This is a genomic window from Domibacillus robiginosus (assembly GCF_000966195.1).
Lineage (GTDB): Bacteria > Bacillota > Bacilli > Bacillales > Domibacillaceae > Domibacillus > Domibacillus robiginosus.
In genome coordinates this window covers 1-15590 of record NZ_LAHL01000025.1, presented here as the reverse complement: position 1 = coordinate 15590, position 15590 = coordinate 1, and the positions used below count along the sequence as shown (strand labels likewise).

Sequence of the window (15590 nt, the reverse complement as noted above, 5' to 3'; positions counted from 1 at the left end):
CCATTTGTGATTTTAATCAAGGCAGCTAAGTTAATAAAAGAAGATGCATACAATCCTGTGTGTGGCTTATTTATTAACACTACAGCTGACAAAACATATAGATGAGTTCGCTAATAGCAGGCTTATTCGAGCTTCTTACTTGGAGGCGGCTTATGACCGCTTTCGATTTCGGAAAAGACCGTAGAGTTTGTATCGATGTTTTTCTTATCCTGTTGCTTCTCTACATGGTGAATGCTTAACTGTGCAGCCAGGCGATCCAGCTTTTCATTCAGCTTGTCTATATCGCCTTTTGTGGCAGGTTTCTTATCCTGCATAAGAGAATAGCCCAATTGACCGCTTGGCTCAAGGGTGGCCCATTGCACATCTTTTATACTTTCAATCCCACTTTGCCTTAAATGCATTTCCAGTTTATCGACTGAAAAGCGCATCTTTTTTAAATTTTTCTCATTCAGTTTGCCATTTTCAATGACCACTTTGGAGCGCCCGGTCAAAAATGACTCGACAGCATCCCATTTTACCTGTACATACTCAAGGATGATAAGAGTGATAATCAAAAGCGCAGCTACTGCAAAGGTACCCCACAGGTTTTTACCACTCACAGGTTGTATGAGAAGTGATCCAATCGAAATCATAATAACAGTTTGAGAAATCGTCATCTGAGAAATGGACTTTCTTCCTGCAAGTCGAAGCAGCAGAACACCAACCACAATGATAAGTACGGATTTCCATACTATATTCCAATCCAAAATATCACCATCCTATAAGGAATAAAAAACAGCCAAGTGCAAACTTGGCTGTTTTAGCTCTCTCAAGAAAGAGGTCCAGGATCAAAAATTATTATGAGCTGATTTAGTACAGTTTATACAGCGTAATTAATCATATTTAAACAAATTAGGGTGAGATGAATAGATGACAATGCATGGACTAAGCTAATCACGACTAAATCTGATGATAGGGAGCGTCACTAGCTTTGTTTTTTCATTTCAATATAATGCCAAAACGGATCGCCCTGATCCTGCTTTATGCAAAAAAGGGAAGGGGGAACAATATTTATTAGGGCAGTTGCAGAACTAATACTGAGAATGGCGCTGGCGTTTGCAGTGTTGCTAATCTTAACAAGGATCATGGGAAGTGATGTTTCTGCCGCTTTATAGCCCACACCACAGCTCAATTTAATGGAAGGCGTTTGGAAATCACAAAAAGAATGGTGATGAAAAACGAAGAGAATGTTAATGCTATTTTACAAGCATTAAGAGATAAAGGAATCAAGATTAGTATTGATGATTTTAGAACAGGCTACAGCTCATTAAGCTATTTAGACAAACTGAACGTAGACATTTTAAAAATTGACCAATCCTTCATTCGAAATATTGAAAACAACAAAGAGGTTGTATCGGCAATCATTTTCCCTGCTAAAAATCTGAATTTGAAGGTCATTGCAGAAGGTGTTGAAACGGAAAAACAAGTCGAGCTGCTACAGGAAATAGGATGCGAAGATGTGCAAGGATATTACTATTCACCTCCAGTTCCTATTGATGAATTTGAAAAAAACATTGTAGAATGGAGAAAGAATTTAATGTGAGTAATACATTGGTTAAATGAAAGGGAATAGAGCTAAATGAGGACAGCCTGTTAACAGGCTGTCCTTTTATGACGAAATTTATTGCTAATACGCGCTTTCCGCCCAATTTAATGAAAAGTTCGTGTTGTAAAAGCAGTTGAAATCATACAAAGTGAAGATGAAGAAGTCATTCAAGAAGTAGAAGAAGCCCAAGGTTAATCCAAACGATAAACAGACTAATGGCGAATATGCATTGTATAGATTGGCCAAGGGAACCTGCTGATAAAACGGCTCCATTATTTGGTAGGTGAGGGCATTATAGAAATCTTTATCTGTTTTAAGCCAAGGACTATGATTTTAATCTGATTATAGATTAGTTTAGATGGTTGATTTCATGAGGAAACATGCTTATTTACATAAGGATATTAATGAATATTGAGGTTTGTTACTGTTTAATCAGGCAAAGCCTAAAACTCTCGTACTTTTTTATTGTACGAAGTTTTAGGCCTTTTTTATTTCAGAAAGGGAAAATATAATGTTAAGTACGCTTTTAAGCAAAAATAATTATAAATTACGGCCAAAATGTTGTTAAGAAAATGGAGGTGGACTTGTGCTCGATCGAAGTATTAATGAAGCCCCATCAATCATAATACCACGCTCATTTTCTCCTTCGTCGCCTTGGATGATTGTGATGAGCTTTTTTACCGCTTCTTTCCCCATATCATATAAGGGCATTTCTATTGTTGTGAGTGGTGGCTGAAGCGTAGAAGCAAAAAAAACATCATGAACACCTATTATAGAAATATCTTTCGGTACAGACAGTCCACGATCGTGAATTGCTTTCATCGCCCCTAAACAAATCATAATATTAGAAGCGAAAACAGCTGTAGGAGGTGTAGGCAGATCTAGAAGTCTCTGCATGGACTCATATCCACTTTCTACAGTATATTTGCTTTCTTGAACATACACAGGGGAAAAATCAACATTTTTTTCCTGCAGCCCCTCTCGATAGCCTTGGAATCTGTTTAATCCGGTTCCTGTAAATAGCGGTCCTGATATATGAGCAATAAGATGATGACCTTGATCAATAAGGTGTTTAGTAGCGAGTTTAGCTCCTAACACATCATTTGCGACAACATAATTATCTATACCAGGTACAAAGCGATTTACCAGAATAAATGGTTTTTTTGTTTTTTTGAGTTCTAAAATTTCTTTATTGTCTATTTCAGAGTTGGCTATGAGTAATCCTTCAATCTGTCCTTCCAGAAGTGGGGAATAGCTTTTTTCTAATCCTTTTTGTTTCATACTATAAACGAGCAAATTATAGCCTTCATGTGCAGCTTGATCTTCTGCTCCATGGATCATACTGCTGTAAACCGGATTCGAAAAATCAGGGATAATCATACCGAGCATTTTGCTCTGGCCTTTTTTTAAATTCCGAGCTGACAAGTTGGGACGGTAATTCATTTTTTCGATCGCATCAAGAATACGTTTTCGCGTCTCTGTTTTAATATTTAATGCAGGGTCATTATTCACAACCCTTGAAACAACGGATGGATCTACTTTAGCTAGTTTTGCAACCTCTTTTAATGTGGCCAATTTATAGATACACCTACCTGTATGTAAAAACATCTTTTGAAAATCATTTTTTATGGAGTGCTAAAGGTATTATATAGCAACTTCCTTATATTTTCTATGCTGCCTGCAGGCATATGAAAATTAAAAATATATTGACAAACATCTCATGAGGATTTATTCTTTAGTTACAAATTAGACAAACGTTTGTCTAATCCGTTGTTTTTATTAACTGGATAAAATTTAGTGTTTTAAAAGGGATGCTATATATGTTTAAACTCTTTTTAGGAGAAAATCAATAGACAAACGTTTTCCTTTTTGAATCCGGTTACATGAAATCGACAGAAAATTATTGGAGGGAATACAAATGGCTTCTTATGTAATTGATTCCGAACTGTACAAAGGTATTTACGGATCTGAAGAAATGAACAAGGTATTTTCAGATGAATCACTTCTACAAAAATGGTTAGATGCTGAGGCCGCTTTGGCATTAGCGGAAGCGGAAGTTGGCTTAATTCCCGAAGCGGCAGCAAAAGAAATTGCCGAAAAAGCTAAATTCGAAAATCTGGACATGCAAACAATTCGCAAAGGAATTGTTGAAACTTCCCATCCATTAATTACCTTAATCCGCTCTTTGGAAAAGGTGTGTGAAGGTGACGCAGGTGGATATGTACACTGGGGAGCAACAACACAGGATATTATGGATACAGCCGTTGTGCTTCAAATGAAAGAAGCACAAGAAGTAATTTTAATTCAATTACGTAAATTTCTAGACACATGCTTAGAATTAGCTGAAGAGCATAAAGAAACGATTATGCCAGGTAGAACACATGGACAGCATGCTTTACCGGTAACTTTGGGATATAAAATTGCCATCTGGGCTGATGAAATTGGAAGGCATATTGAACGATTGGAAGAAGGAAAAAAACGTTATCTAATGGGCCAATTTGCTGGCGCTGCTGGCACTCTTGCCTCCATTAGTGAAAACGGTTTAGATGTACAAGAAAGATACTGCAGAATTTTAGGGCTTGAACAGCCAACTATAACATGGCATGTAGAGCGCGATGGTTTCGCAGAGTTTGCTAGTATTATTGCTATGATTTCTGGAACAGTTGGAAAAATTGCAAACGAAATCATTAATCTCCAAAGATCAGAATTAGGTGAAATAGAAGAAGGTTTCGCTATGGGCAAGGTTGGAAGTAGCACAATGCCTCATAAGCGTAATCCAATGGTATGCGAATACGTTGTTGGGTTAACTCGTCTTGTCCAAAGAAATGCTTCGTTAGGATTCGACGGGATGATCCAGGAACATGAAAGAGACATGACCTTTTGGCTGACGGAGTGGTCTTTCATTCCTCAGATCTGTATTTTAACGAGTGGTGGATTACAGCAGATGCAAGGCGTATTAGAAGGGTTAATTGTGCACAAAGAAAATATGAATAGAAACTTGTACTTGCTTCAAGGACTAATTGTTTCTGAAAATCTTATGTTGAATTTAGGTAAATATGTTGGGCGGCAGATAGCTCATGATCTAGTATATGAAGTTTCAATGAAAGCTTTTGAAGAAAAAAGGTCATTACTTGAAACGACTTTAGAGAATAAAGAAATAATGGAGCATATGAGTGAGGAAGAAGTAAGAACCCACTTGGATCCTAAGAGTTATATTGGTTTGTGTAAGCAATTTGTTGATCGTGTTGAAAAAAAATGGTCCTCAACAATTTTAAGTGGAAAATAAACGCTAAATTAACTTAATCCTTTAAAGAAAGAAAACTTTATCTAACTTGTTTTAGAAGGAGAATCTATTTTTCTCCTTCTAAAAACAGATTGTTTTTTCTTTGTTGGAAAGGCCCATGCCAACGAGACAACAAATAAATACTTTGACTACGTTTTTTGTATGCGTTTTCCTGGTTAATCCGTTGAATTTTATTTTGAAAATTCTTTAATAATTGATAATCAACTCTAAGAAAGTTGTTTATTCTAGGTTGAAAGCAAAGCTAATTATGAAGGAGGTAGGAACCATGTCTGCAGCTGCTATTACACTTCTTATATTACTGCTAGCAGCAATTCTTTTTGTAACCGAAGTAATTCCTGTTGCCGCTACAGCATTGCTAGTAACTTTTCTTTTGTATTTAACAGGAATTATTGATTCAGAAGCAGTTTTTTCAGGGTTTATTAATCCCATTGTCATTCTCATAACTGGAATGTTTGTCATCGGTGCATCTTTGTTTGAGACAGGGGTGGCTAAAAAGATAGGTACACTGATTACGAAGTTTGCCAAGACAGAAAAACAACTTCTATTTACTATTATGGTGATAGGAGCAGGACTTTCAGCCTTTCTATCCAATACTAGTACAACAGCTGTACTGATGCCGATTGTCATTCTTATTGCACAAAGCGCAGGTTATTCCCGTGCAAAATTATTAATGCCTCTTGCTTATGCAACAGCCCTTGGCGGAATGATTACTCTTGTAGGAACTAACAGTAATCTTGCCGTCCAGGGAGTCATGCAAAATGAAAGTATAGAGCCTTTTGGCTTTTTCGAATTCGCTAAGGTAGGAATCCCTTTAACAATTGTCGGCATTATTTATATGATGACGATAGGTTATAAACTTATTCCTTCTAGAGAAAATTCACTCGAAGAAGTTGTTGAGGCAGATGAAATAGCTGCAGGGCAAGAAGTAGCTGGAAACCAGCCAAATAATGTAATGAAACAGGTTATTGCTCTTAGCATATTATTGATGACGATAGTATTTATGGTATTTGAAGAGCAAATTGGAGTGCCTTTGCACATTGTTTCCATTATTGGTGCATTACTGATTGTTCTCACGCGTACGATGACAGAAAAACAAGCTTATAAGTCACTCGATATGTCCACAATCATTTTGGTGGCAGGTATGATGCCGATGGCAACAGCCTTATCTGAAACTGGAGCAGCACAGATGATTGCAGATACAATTATCGGATCTGTAGGAAATAGTGCAGGCCCTTATCTGATAACAGGCTTGTTATTTGTATTAACCACAGTATTGACTTCCGTTATGTCTAATACGGCAGCTGCTACACTCCTTGCCCCGATCGGTCTTGTCATTGCCAATAGTATGGGAGCAGATCCCCGGGCAATTTTAATGGCCATTTGTGTAGGAGCCTCAGCGGCATATGCCTCACCAATCGGTACTCCGCCAAATACAATGATTTACTCAGCGGGTAATTACCGATTTGTGGATTATATAAAGTGCGGTGTTCCTTTTATTGTGATTCAGCTTATTGTTTGTTTACTATTAGTTCCATTGTTTTGGCCTTTCTATGATTAAAATAATTTAAAAATCCTGTTTACTCTTTTTTGAATTCTGAATTCAAATAATAAATTTTGAAGTATTTAATCATCAGATTGCTTTATCGATGTGATGAGTATTCTATACGAATAAAATTTTCATTCATTTACATCTAGTGCATAAAAGAGCCATTCCTAGAAAAAGGCATTAAACAAGTAAAAAGACCCCATTGTCTAGAAAAGTATCATATAAAAAATAGAAATTTTATTTACGGGGGTAGTTTCTCCAATGGCTTATAGTAAATTGATTCGAACAATGATGATTGAAATTCCATCGGTGCCAGGTAGTCTTGGAAAAGTTGCATCAGCGATTGGGCTGAGTGGCGGTGATATTGGAGAAGTTCAAACCATAAAAGTGGGCACAGCATACACACACCGTAACATTACGGTTCAAACTGAAAATGAAGATCAGCTTTACAAGATCATTCAAGCTATTAACGATTTAGACGGGTTCCGGGTACAGACTGTCTCAGATGAAGTGCTTCGTGCACATGAAGGTGGAAAGGTGCAAATGAAGAGTAAAATGCCGATTCAGTCCCTCGCCGACCTAAGCCGCGTTTATACGCCAGGTGTGGCAGATGTGTGCAAAGTAATCGAGGCGGAGCCGGAAAAAGCAAAAATCTATACAAATATCGGAAACAGTGTTGCGATCGTAACAGATGGCACAGCAATTTTAGGACTTGGAGATATCGGGCCGGTAGCAGGAATGCCGGTAATAGAAGGGAAAGCGGCATTATTTGACCAGCTTGTTGGTATTAATGGTATTCCAATTTTGCTGGATACAAAAAATCCAAATGAAATTGTTGAAACGGTCAAGCATATTGCACCAGGTTTCAGCGGGATTTTACTCGAAGATATTGGTTCGCCTCACTGTTTTGAAGTAGAAGAACGACTAAAAGCCGAACTCAACATTCCAGTCATGCATGATGACCAGCACGGTACGGCGGTTGTTACCCTTGCAGCGGTTATTTCAGCCTGCAAAAGCACCGGCGTGGATTTAAAGGAAGCAACGGTTGGCCAAATCGGTCTCGGTGCCGCTGGTCTTGCCATTTGCAGAATGCTTATGGCCTATGGGGCGAAATCTGTACTGGGAGCAGACCGTTCACAAGAAGCGAAAGACCGGCTTCAAAATTACAGCGGTATACCAGTAGATGAGTTAGAAGACTTAATGAACCGCTGTGATATTGTCATTGCAACGACTGGTGTTCAAGGCTTGATTCAAAAAAAATGGGTACGCAAAGGACAAATTATTTTGGCCCTGTCGAATCCAAAGCCGGAAATTGAAGCTGCAGATGCGCTTGAAGCCGGGGCGGTCTTTGCGGCAGATGGCCGTTCGGTAAACAATGTCCTTGGGTTCCCGGGTATTTTCAGAGGTATTTTGAATGCGCACGCAAATGAAGTGACCCATCCAATGCTTGTCGCAGCAGCCGAAGCAATTGCCGAATGTACAAAACCAGGAGATCTTGTGCCTCAGCCGCTTGACCGGATTGTACATAAGCGGGTCGCGGAAGCAGTTGAACAGATTTTCACAAATGGTTAAAATTTGTTAACCCACATAAATTTATAAGGCGGTCTTCGAAAAATCTGGAGGCTGTTTTTCACGTCTAACTCGTCTTGAAAACGTTTTTATAAATAGTTTATTTTAGACAAATCCTATAATTTTTTTGTCTTAAAAGATTGCTTAAAATCTATGTATCATTGATCAATTATTGTGTATAAAAACCCGTCCTTTTCTGAACATGGCCATTCGGTTCTCAAAAGGGCGCTTTTTTATTTCTTTTTCTGTAACAAAACCCTGTTTATTATTCTATGTTCAATGACCTGTGTTTCAATGGGTTACGAAATTTGAAGATGTTCAGTTGCTCAAGTCTCTTTGTAACATGGCAGTGCCTTATAATTGGTATGGTTATTTATTCAAGCCAATGGATTAAATAAAGAAGAAGCTTGAAAGCTTTGTTATGTTAGAATTATCAATCCTAAAACTGAACTGATTTGATTGCTTTCTACAATTAATAGAAAGGATTCATAATTAAGTAAATGCCAATTCCACTTTTGGGATATTGAAAGTAAAAAGAAGGAGCAATAACAGTTTTCCTGCTGTTCTTGCTCCTTTTGTATATTAAGCATTTAATTTCATGGAGAGTATGTTGTTTCTTTTCACTACATTCAATGTCCGCGGCTTTCCCTGTTCCCAGGTTACATATCCGGACGCCTTTAAACGATCAAGATGGCCCTTTACGGTTGAAGAAGACTTTAACTCCACCGCGTCCCCTATTTCGCGGATAGACGGGGGATAGTTTTTTGCACTGACATAATCATCTATAAACTGCAGCATTTTTTCTTGGCGTGCAGACAGTTTTTTAAGCATAAGCCTTTCTCCTTCGCTGTGGTTTTCCTGCTGCTAAAATGTTGGACCGCTTAAATTTCCGCATTTGTTGTCTCTTCAAGCAGTAAGCGTGGATGTGAACGTCATCTATTTTCCTCACAATGATACTTCGGTCTGTAATGGTATAATCATCTGCCATATACATAATGGAGATTGGCTTTTTTTGTTCCAACGATATGTTAAACAATCCATTCATTTTAACAGCCTCCTCTTTACAATCTCATTATACCGAACAAATGTTCATAATTCAATAAATAAACGAACATATTTTCGGTGGAAAGAGGAATAATAAAAAAAGCTTTCGTTGTCAGCAGGAATATTTGTTCTTATACTGAAATATATATCATATACAAACGTATATTCCCATTGAAAGGAGTTATCTTGGATGAAGAAATTGGATAATGACCGGGGAATGATGAAATGACAGGGACTCATCCTAGCCGAGCATGCTGAAATAATGGAAAGAGACAAAAGTAAACCGGTGAAAACGGACATTTTATTTGATGAACAGCAATTGGAGTAATTCGACCGGATTATTCAAAGCTCACTCCATCTGGAAAGAGAAGTAATGTTTAAGCTGAATACCTTCGGTGACCATGACCTGTTATAGATAAACGGGATTATTTCGGGATTTTGCCGGCTGCCCGGCCAGCAATCCTATGTAAAGCTGAAAGGGTTCAGTTCCAGGTTTCGATTAGATGAAATGGTGTTTATTTCATTTGCGGCGGGAGACGATGAATTTGGTAAGGCCGATTGATGATGAATACTTGCTGCGCAAGGATGTATTTTGCATTAATGTAAAATCCTTCTTTGCCAGTGTAGAGGCTGTGCGCCGCCGGACACATTCCTCAAATGAGGCTGTTTTCCGTTAAGACGATTATGCAGCGTCTGTCCTTCCAATTGAACACCTGACTATTCACGTAAGTCAATACGAATATACATAGCGGAATGTATTATCTTTAAAGGTTAGGTACAAAACAGAAGGTACGTATAAATGGGATTATTTTTACTCCATCTTTTCTTTTTCAACTAATGTGCAGTTTAACGCAGCCTTAGGATTAAACTTATGTTCGTTTTGGAATTTAGTCCAATTTCAGTATAAAGAACGCTAATCGAAATGATTAACGTTCTATACACGATGGAAGAGGATACACAGGTGGCAGATATGTGGTGATCACAGTATCTTAATGTAATGTAGAGTTGGAATCGGAGGAGACAATGGAAGAAAACGATATTTCTTAAAGCAAGCGAATAATAATTCCATCCTCCGCCCGAAAATAAAGGAAGAACGTACAAAAAGAGCAACTTAAATATAAGTCGCTCCAGTGTGTAGACATAGTCTGTCTTTTTCAAAAAAAAGAGCCGATAAGTGGTGTTGAGGATCAATCAGCCAGGGACCAGATAGAGATTTTCTCTTCTTTTAAAAAGAAAAAATACGACCTTATAGCCCTATACAATCTTGTTGCAAGCCACTTGGCGGCAGGAGGGCAGCGTAGACTCCTGTGGGTTCAGCGCCTGCCCCATGGAAAGCGGAGCTGCTCGGACGCCGCCAATCTATCCCATTTATGTGACGGTTATCAATCATTTGTCTACAGTCTAGAGCGACTTAAATATAAGTCGCTCTAGAATTATCTAAAACCTTTTATCGAATAGCCATACATTTTTGCCAATTCTTGAAATGATTTGTATGAATAAGTAATTGTTACGGGTGTTCCGTTAGCAACTTTATCATATAGCTTAATAATGTCGTTGTTATACATTCTGATACATCCAGAACTAACGTAACCACCAATAGAGGCCGGTTGATTGGTTCCGTGGAGTGCAAATACATTTCCTGTTTCCGTTCCCCAATTTCCCGGTACACTAAAGCCAATCCATCGTGCGCCAAGAGGATTGTTTGGTGAATCACCAGAGATATTTTTTTTGTAATAAGGTCTATTTTTGACCATATTCACCACTTTAAAGCGCCCGACAGGAGTGAGATCCCATGTGCGACCTGTTCCTACTGGTGCAACCATTTCAATAAACCCATCGTTAATAAACACCATCTTATTATAGGCTTTGTTGACTATGATAAGGTCATGGTTTTTTTCATTACTAGCTTCCGTTTTCACAGATAGAATACTTAAGCCCAATGCTAATGATGTTAATACCACAAATAGATTTTTGAATAACTTCTTCATCAACAAATATATCACTCCTATGATTTTGCAACCCAGCCATCATAGTTTAAAACCTTAGATCTGTAGCTTTGCGTCCCAATCTTTTGAATGGTTTGCCTTTATCTTTTTAACATTAAAAAACATATTGTTACAATTATATTACAAACTTTTCAAAAGTAACGAAATATCGCTGTAAATAATAATTACATTTATGTAAAAAATAACTATCTCGAGAAGATAACTCAGAATCAAAAGGTAAAAAGGCCTCCTTTTTTTGAAATAAAAAATAGATTTACCTTTTTAAAACAGGTAAAATATATACATGTTATAAATGAAAAATCCCTATAAAATTGATTTTTAAGGATTTGTTTGTGACTAAAGACTTAAAAGTATTATGCAGTAAGGAGAAAATGATGTTTAATAGTATAAAGTGGCGAAACATCAGGATTAGCTAGAAAGTACGGAATTGCTTTCGGTATAACTCTTCTATTATTTGTGGTGTCTGTTTTGATTGTATTCTTTCGGCTAGAGGGTGTAAGCCACTCTATTGATGATATAGACAGAGAGGCAACACGCTCAGTTGATTTTACTCTAATGGTGTTTACCATTCGCGGGATGGATATTCGAATTGCCGATTATATTTATCTGCAGGACGAAAAATCTATCAATGAATTTAAAATCGAATGGAGCAATTCGCGGAGCTGGAGTTTAAGTTAGAGCCACAGCTATCTACCGATAAACAAAAGGAATTATTTAAAACGGTGAAAGCCAATAACCATAAAATTAATCAGTTGTTTTTAGAGCAAATTGTGCCGGCCGTTGAAAAAGAAGAACATCAAAAAGTTAGAGAACTTAGGGTTCAAACACAAAGGATGCTTGATAGTACCGTCGCGGATTTGACGGAAATCCGGACAGGTTCTTATGACGAGAGAGTCCGTGCGATTAAAAATGCTAATAATGCTATCCACAGTTCTGAAATAATATTGATCGTCTCTATTATTGTCTCTATGCTTCTAGGCAGTTTTCTGATTATTATAGTGAGCAGATTGATCATTAAGAATCTGAAAAATATCGTAAATCTGGCAACACAAGTCTCCGAAGGAAACTTGAACGTAGATATTCTGGACTATAGAGGGAATGATGAAATTGGGCAACTGGTTACAGCTGTTAATAAAATGAGCAGTAACTTAAAAGATATGGTAAACGAAATGGTGTATATTTCAGACAGCGTGAGCAGTCAAAGTGAGGAATTATCACAATCTTCCAGAGAAGTGCAGCAGGGCAGCGAGCAAGTCGCTTCCACTGTTCAAGAACTCGCGGCTGGAGCAGAACAGCAGGCTTCCTCAGTAAGCAGTATTTCTGAAGTGGTAACCAGTCAAAATGAGGACATAAAAAGTGCTAGAACAAGTGGAGAACAGATTGAACAAATGTCTGCTGGGGTTTTACACTTAACCGATGATGGGGTTGCATTGATGGAAAACTCAATGAATCAAATGAATATGATTGATAGTATTGTAAAAGAGTCTGTGGAAAAGGTAAACGGTCTTGCCGAACGATCACTTGATATATCTAAGCTGGTGGATGTTATTCAGAATGTTGCTAACCAAACGAATTTGCTGGCATTAAACGTGGCTATAGAAGCCGCGAGAGCTGGGGAGCACGGAAAAGGTTTTGCTGTTGTGGCAGAGGAAGTCCGGAATCTAGCGGAACAAGTATCTGCTTCTGTAGGAGAAATCACTCAAATTGTAGGGAATATCCAATTAGAATCAAGAACCGTAATCAGCATACTGGATGAGGGGTATGATCAGGTTAGAAATGGAATAGATCAGATAAATCTTTCAGGTGCAAAATTTAATGAAATTAATGAAGCAGTTAAAACTATGGGTGATGAGATCAGCGCAACTTCTACAGTCTTACAGAAAGTTTCAAATAACAGCGTAACTGTCAGCCAGTCGGTAGAAAATATTGCGTCTATTTCTGAGGAAGCAGCGACAGGGCTTGAGCAAACCTCCGCTTCCGTACAGCAAAGCAACAGCTCGATGGAGGAGGTTTCAGCAAGTGCAGATCTGCTTGCTCAACATGCTGAAACACTGAATGACTTGGTGCGAAAGTTTAAACTGTAAGTGAACACAGATAAAAAAAGGAAAAAGCATAGTCTTTTTCCTTTTTTATTTTCCTGAGGAATGCCGACATACTTATCTGAATAGCTAAAATTGAGATAGTAAGAATAATAGAGTTAGATTATTTTTTCTCTAATTAATAGGCTCTATAGAGGAAGGAGTTAATTACACTAATCAATTGACACTCTCACGGCTTGCGGCTTCAGCCGTGGAAGTGTCAACCTCATCAATTCATTTAAAACTAAAACATTTATGCTTGCCCGTGCTGAAAACACATAATTTTGTATAATCAGCTTAAAATGAAGAACGTTGCAAGTAATAAATTTAATCGATATAAACCCTTTTTTTGTTTTGTTTTTTTAAAGTATTAGCCAATGTAAACCCAGATTGCTTACTTCTATCTTCTTCATGACAATAATTCTTCTAGCGCTTGATCATATTTTTTGATTTTCTCTTCATCTTCTTCAGATGGAGTAGGTGACAAAGTGACCTCTTTATTGTCTTTAATGTCTGCAATCTTTACTACTTTCGCCAGTTCGTTCTTTTTAGCCCGTCGAATAAAGTCCATGTATGGTTCATTCTCTCGTTTCGTAAGGGAATCAAGTGCAATGATGACTTTTTCAGAAAAACCCTCATGCTGCAAATCTTCTATTGTTATATTTGTTTTTTCGATAACATCATGAAGAACAGCAATCGTTTTTAATTCATCATTCGGCATAGCCATCATGACCCTTAAAGGGTGCAGAATAAAAGCTTCTACACCTTTATGAGATTGTCCGGCATGACTGTTAGCTGCAATGGTAATTGCCCGTTCTATATTCATTTAATTCCCTCCAGTTAATAGAATAATAATTTCTCAGCCCGTTTTAGGATTAATAGGATTAAGCAGAAATGTTTATCTTTCCTTTAAGCATTCTTATCGCTGGATTAGAGTAATAAAACTTGTTTATCCTTTAGGCCAATAGGCAAAATACATATTGGTTGATAGTTTAAATGGGCAGAGACTGAGATTACCCAAAAACAACATTTAAAAATTAAATCGTTTGCTTGTTAAGGTGAAAGTGAAAGAGCATTCTATTGATCCGAATATGTTCGCATGTACAAAACTTGCTTATAACCAGTCTGCTTTTGGAACTTCACTTTTATTGGTTGCAATCTTTAGCATGCGTTTTAATTTTAGGAAAAGGATGTGAACCGATTGTTTAGCTTTGATGACATGGGAACGTTCGCCTGGGCTTTCTTTATCGTATTACCCTTAACACTGCTTATTCATTCAGGCGGACATGCTTTTTTTGCTTATTTGTTTGGCGGAAAAACTTCTTTAACAATTGGTCGCGGCGGCAAACTGCTTAAGGTGAAAAATATTGAAATTCGGAAGTTCTACTTTATTGATTCAGCCTGCTATTATGATCAGCTGCGAAAAGATAGACGTTGGAAACACGCATTGATTTATGCAGGGGGACCGATTTTTAATATTGCCTCCATTTTAATCGTTAACGGACTTATTCATGCAAATATACTGCCTGCACATTTGTTTTTTTACCAGTTTGTTTACTTTTCTGTATATCTTGTATTTTTTGCGCTCATTCCAATCGATTATGGAGAAAATAATCCAAGCGACGGAAAAGCTATTTACGATGTAATGAGATATGGGAAAATATATAAAGAATTCAATTAAAAGAAGTTGTAATTCTCTGGTTCATAACTTGTAGCTGTATACAATATTTAAATGGTCTTTTTTGTTTAAGTTTTAGAGTCGAGGGTATTCCACACACTAAATACCAGAATAAATTAAGGGAGGCGGAGATATATACGAATCTCAAATGGAAAAAGAAATTAATGGCCAGTGGGATGGCAGCTATATTAACAATTGGTGGATTAGCTGGTTGTGGAGATGAAGGTGACCAGGATAACGGCATTGATGATGGTGAAGTAGATGATCAGGTGGACCCAGAGAATGATCCTGCAGAAGAGGAACAATAAAAATAATGATTTCTCTATAAAATCCGTCTTACAATTTTTATGTTTAAACTCTTTTTATTGAGTGAGAAAAATATATAGAAACAAATGAAAAGGAGAGATTAGCATGGCAGCAGTAAAAGAATATGAAACAATCGAGGGTGCAGTTCAAGCAGCAAACAGCTTGTATACGCGTGGTATCTCAGAAGAAGAAGTATATGTGCTGGCTCACGATTCAGATGTTACGGATGAAATAGCCGACCGATCAAATGCAGAAAAAATTGGTATGGATGAAACAGGGCTTGGAACAACTGTGAAAAATATGTTTCGAAGTACAGGTGATCAACTTCGAGCTAAGATGGAAGAAATCGGATTAAGTTCAGCAGAGGCAGATATTTATGAACAGCGTCTAGATCAAGGTAAAATTCTATTAATTTCTAAAAGTGAAACAATTACTCTTTAATTCGTGAATACCTAATAGCTAAAACGCTTCGAA

The 15590-nt window shown here is 37.5% G+C and carries 16 protein-coding genes and 1 riboswitch; of the genes, 10 read left to right on the top strand and 6 right to left on the bottom strand.

What is annotated here, in order from left to right; genetic code table 11:
* Positions 1 to 122: 122 nt before the first annotated feature.
* Positions 123 to 746: a DUF421 domain-containing protein gene (locus tag VP97_RS13820; protein ID WP_050182435.1), complete on the bottom strand. Its 624-nt coding sequence runs from the start codon at positions 744 to 746 to the stop codon at positions 123 to 125.
* A gap of 440 nt (positions 747 to 1186) precedes the next feature.
* Here VP97_RS13820 and VP97_RS13815 point away from each other — a divergent pair, with 440 nt between their 5' ends.
* Positions 1187 to 1582, top strand: coding sequence for an EAL domain-containing protein (locus tag VP97_RS13815; protein WP_050182434.1), 396 nt, complete (start codon positions 1187 to 1189; stop codon positions 1580 to 1582).
* 567 nt (positions 1583 to 2149) lie between these two features.
* Here the strand turns inward: VP97_RS13815 and VP97_RS13810 are convergent.
* Positions 2150 to 3160 (bottom strand): LacI family DNA-binding transcriptional regulator, encoded by a 1011-nt coding sequence (locus VP97_RS13810; protein ID WP_050182433.1) that lies wholly within the window; start codon positions 3158 to 3160, stop codon positions 2150 to 2152.
* Between the two features lie 343 nt (positions 3161 to 3503).
* Here VP97_RS13810 and purB point away from each other — a divergent pair, with 343 nt between their 5' ends.
* From purB to VP97_RS13795, 3 genes are all read left to right on the top strand, one after another.
* Positions 3504 to 4871, top strand: coding sequence for an adenylosuccinate lyase (gene purB, locus VP97_RS13805; protein WP_050182432.1), 1368 nt, complete (start codon positions 3504 to 3506; stop codon positions 4869 to 4871).
* A gap of 283 nt (positions 4872 to 5154) precedes the next feature.
* Entirely contained in the window at positions 5155 to 6447 is a 1293-nt protein-coding gene (locus tag VP97_RS13800) for an SLC13 family permease (protein WP_050182431.1), read from the top strand.
* 249 nt (positions 6448 to 6696) lie between these two features.
* Positions 6697 to 8007 (top strand): NAD-dependent malic enzyme, encoded by a 1311-nt coding sequence (locus VP97_RS13795; protein ID WP_050182430.1) that lies wholly within the window; start codon positions 6697 to 6699, stop codon positions 8005 to 8007.
* A 579-nt stretch (positions 8008 to 8586) separates the two neighbouring features.
* Here VP97_RS13795 and VP97_RS13790 read toward each other — a convergent pair.
* On the bottom strand, positions 8587 to 8835 hold the full coding sequence (locus tag VP97_RS13790) for a LexA family protein (protein ID WP_050182429.1): 249 nt from the start codon (positions 8833 to 8835) through the stop codon (positions 8587 to 8589).
* The gene (locus VP97_RS13785) at positions 8828 to 9049 is read right to left on the bottom strand and encodes a hypothetical protein (protein WP_050182428.1); all 222 of its coding nucleotides are present in this window, start codon (positions 9047 to 9049) and stop codon (positions 8828 to 8830) included. Before VP97_RS13785 ends, VP97_RS13790 begins: the two co-directional genes overlap by 8 nt.
* A 538-nt stretch (positions 9050 to 9587) precedes the next feature.
* On the opposite strand from VP97_RS13785, the gene VP97_RS23890 reads away from it, so the two are divergent.
* Complete coding sequence (locus VP97_RS23890) at positions 9588 to 9725, top strand: hypothetical protein (RefSeq protein WP_156153500.1); 138 nt, start codon at positions 9588 to 9590, stop codon at positions 9723 to 9725.
* Between the two features lie 756 nt (positions 9726 to 10481).
* Here the strand turns inward: VP97_RS23890 and VP97_RS13780 are convergent.
* Complete coding sequence (locus VP97_RS13780; protein WP_050182474.1) at positions 10482 to 11036, bottom strand: L,D-transpeptidase; 555 nt, start codon at positions 11034 to 11036, stop codon at positions 10482 to 10484.
* A 23-nt stretch (positions 11037 to 11059) separates the two neighbouring features.
* Positions 11060 to 11143: riboswitch (cyclic di-GMP riboswitch) on the bottom strand.
* A 379-nt stretch (positions 11144 to 11522) separates the two neighbouring features.
* Between VP97_RS13780 and VP97_RS24245 the strand changes: the two genes are divergently transcribed.
* Both VP97_RS24245 and VP97_RS13775 read left to right on the top strand, forming a co-directional pair.
* Positions 11523 to 11732 (top strand): hypothetical protein, encoded by a 210-nt coding sequence (locus tag VP97_RS24245; protein ID WP_172656770.1) that lies wholly within the window; start codon positions 11523 to 11525, stop codon positions 11730 to 11732.
* Entirely contained in the window at positions 11699 to 13138 is a 1440-nt protein-coding gene (locus tag VP97_RS13775; RefSeq protein ID WP_050182427.1) for a methyl-accepting chemotaxis protein, read from the top strand. Before VP97_RS24245 ends, VP97_RS13775 begins: the two co-directional genes overlap by 34 nt.
* Positions 13139 to 13541: 403 nt before the next feature.
* On the opposite strand, the gene VP97_RS13770 is transcribed toward VP97_RS13775, so the two are convergent.
* Positions 13542 to 13958 carry a GTP pyrophosphokinase gene (locus tag VP97_RS13770; RefSeq protein ID WP_050182426.1) on the bottom strand — a complete coding sequence of 139 codons (417 nt, stop codon included), beginning with the start codon at positions 13956 to 13958 and terminating at the stop codon, positions 13542 to 13544.
* A gap of 375 nt (positions 13959 to 14333) precedes the next feature.
* Between VP97_RS13770 and VP97_RS13765 the strand changes: the two genes are divergently transcribed.
* The 3 genes from VP97_RS13765 (at position 14334) to VP97_RS13760 (ending at position 15557) form a co-directional block, all read left to right on the top strand.
* Entirely contained in the window at positions 14334 to 14813 is a 480-nt protein-coding gene (locus VP97_RS13765) for a site-2 protease family protein (RefSeq protein ID WP_050182425.1), read from the top strand.
* 161 nt (positions 14814 to 14974) lie between these two features.
* On the top strand, positions 14975 to 15118 hold the full coding sequence (locus VP97_RS24240; RefSeq protein WP_172656769.1) for a hypothetical protein: 144 nt from the start codon (positions 14975 to 14977) through the stop codon (positions 15116 to 15118).
* A gap of 103 nt (positions 15119 to 15221) precedes the next feature.
* Positions 15222 to 15557 (top strand): YflT domain-containing protein, encoded by a 336-nt coding sequence (locus VP97_RS13760; RefSeq protein ID WP_050182424.1) that lies wholly within the window; start codon positions 15222 to 15224, stop codon positions 15555 to 15557.
* The last annotated feature ends 33 nt before the right edge of the window (positions 15558 to 15590 follow it).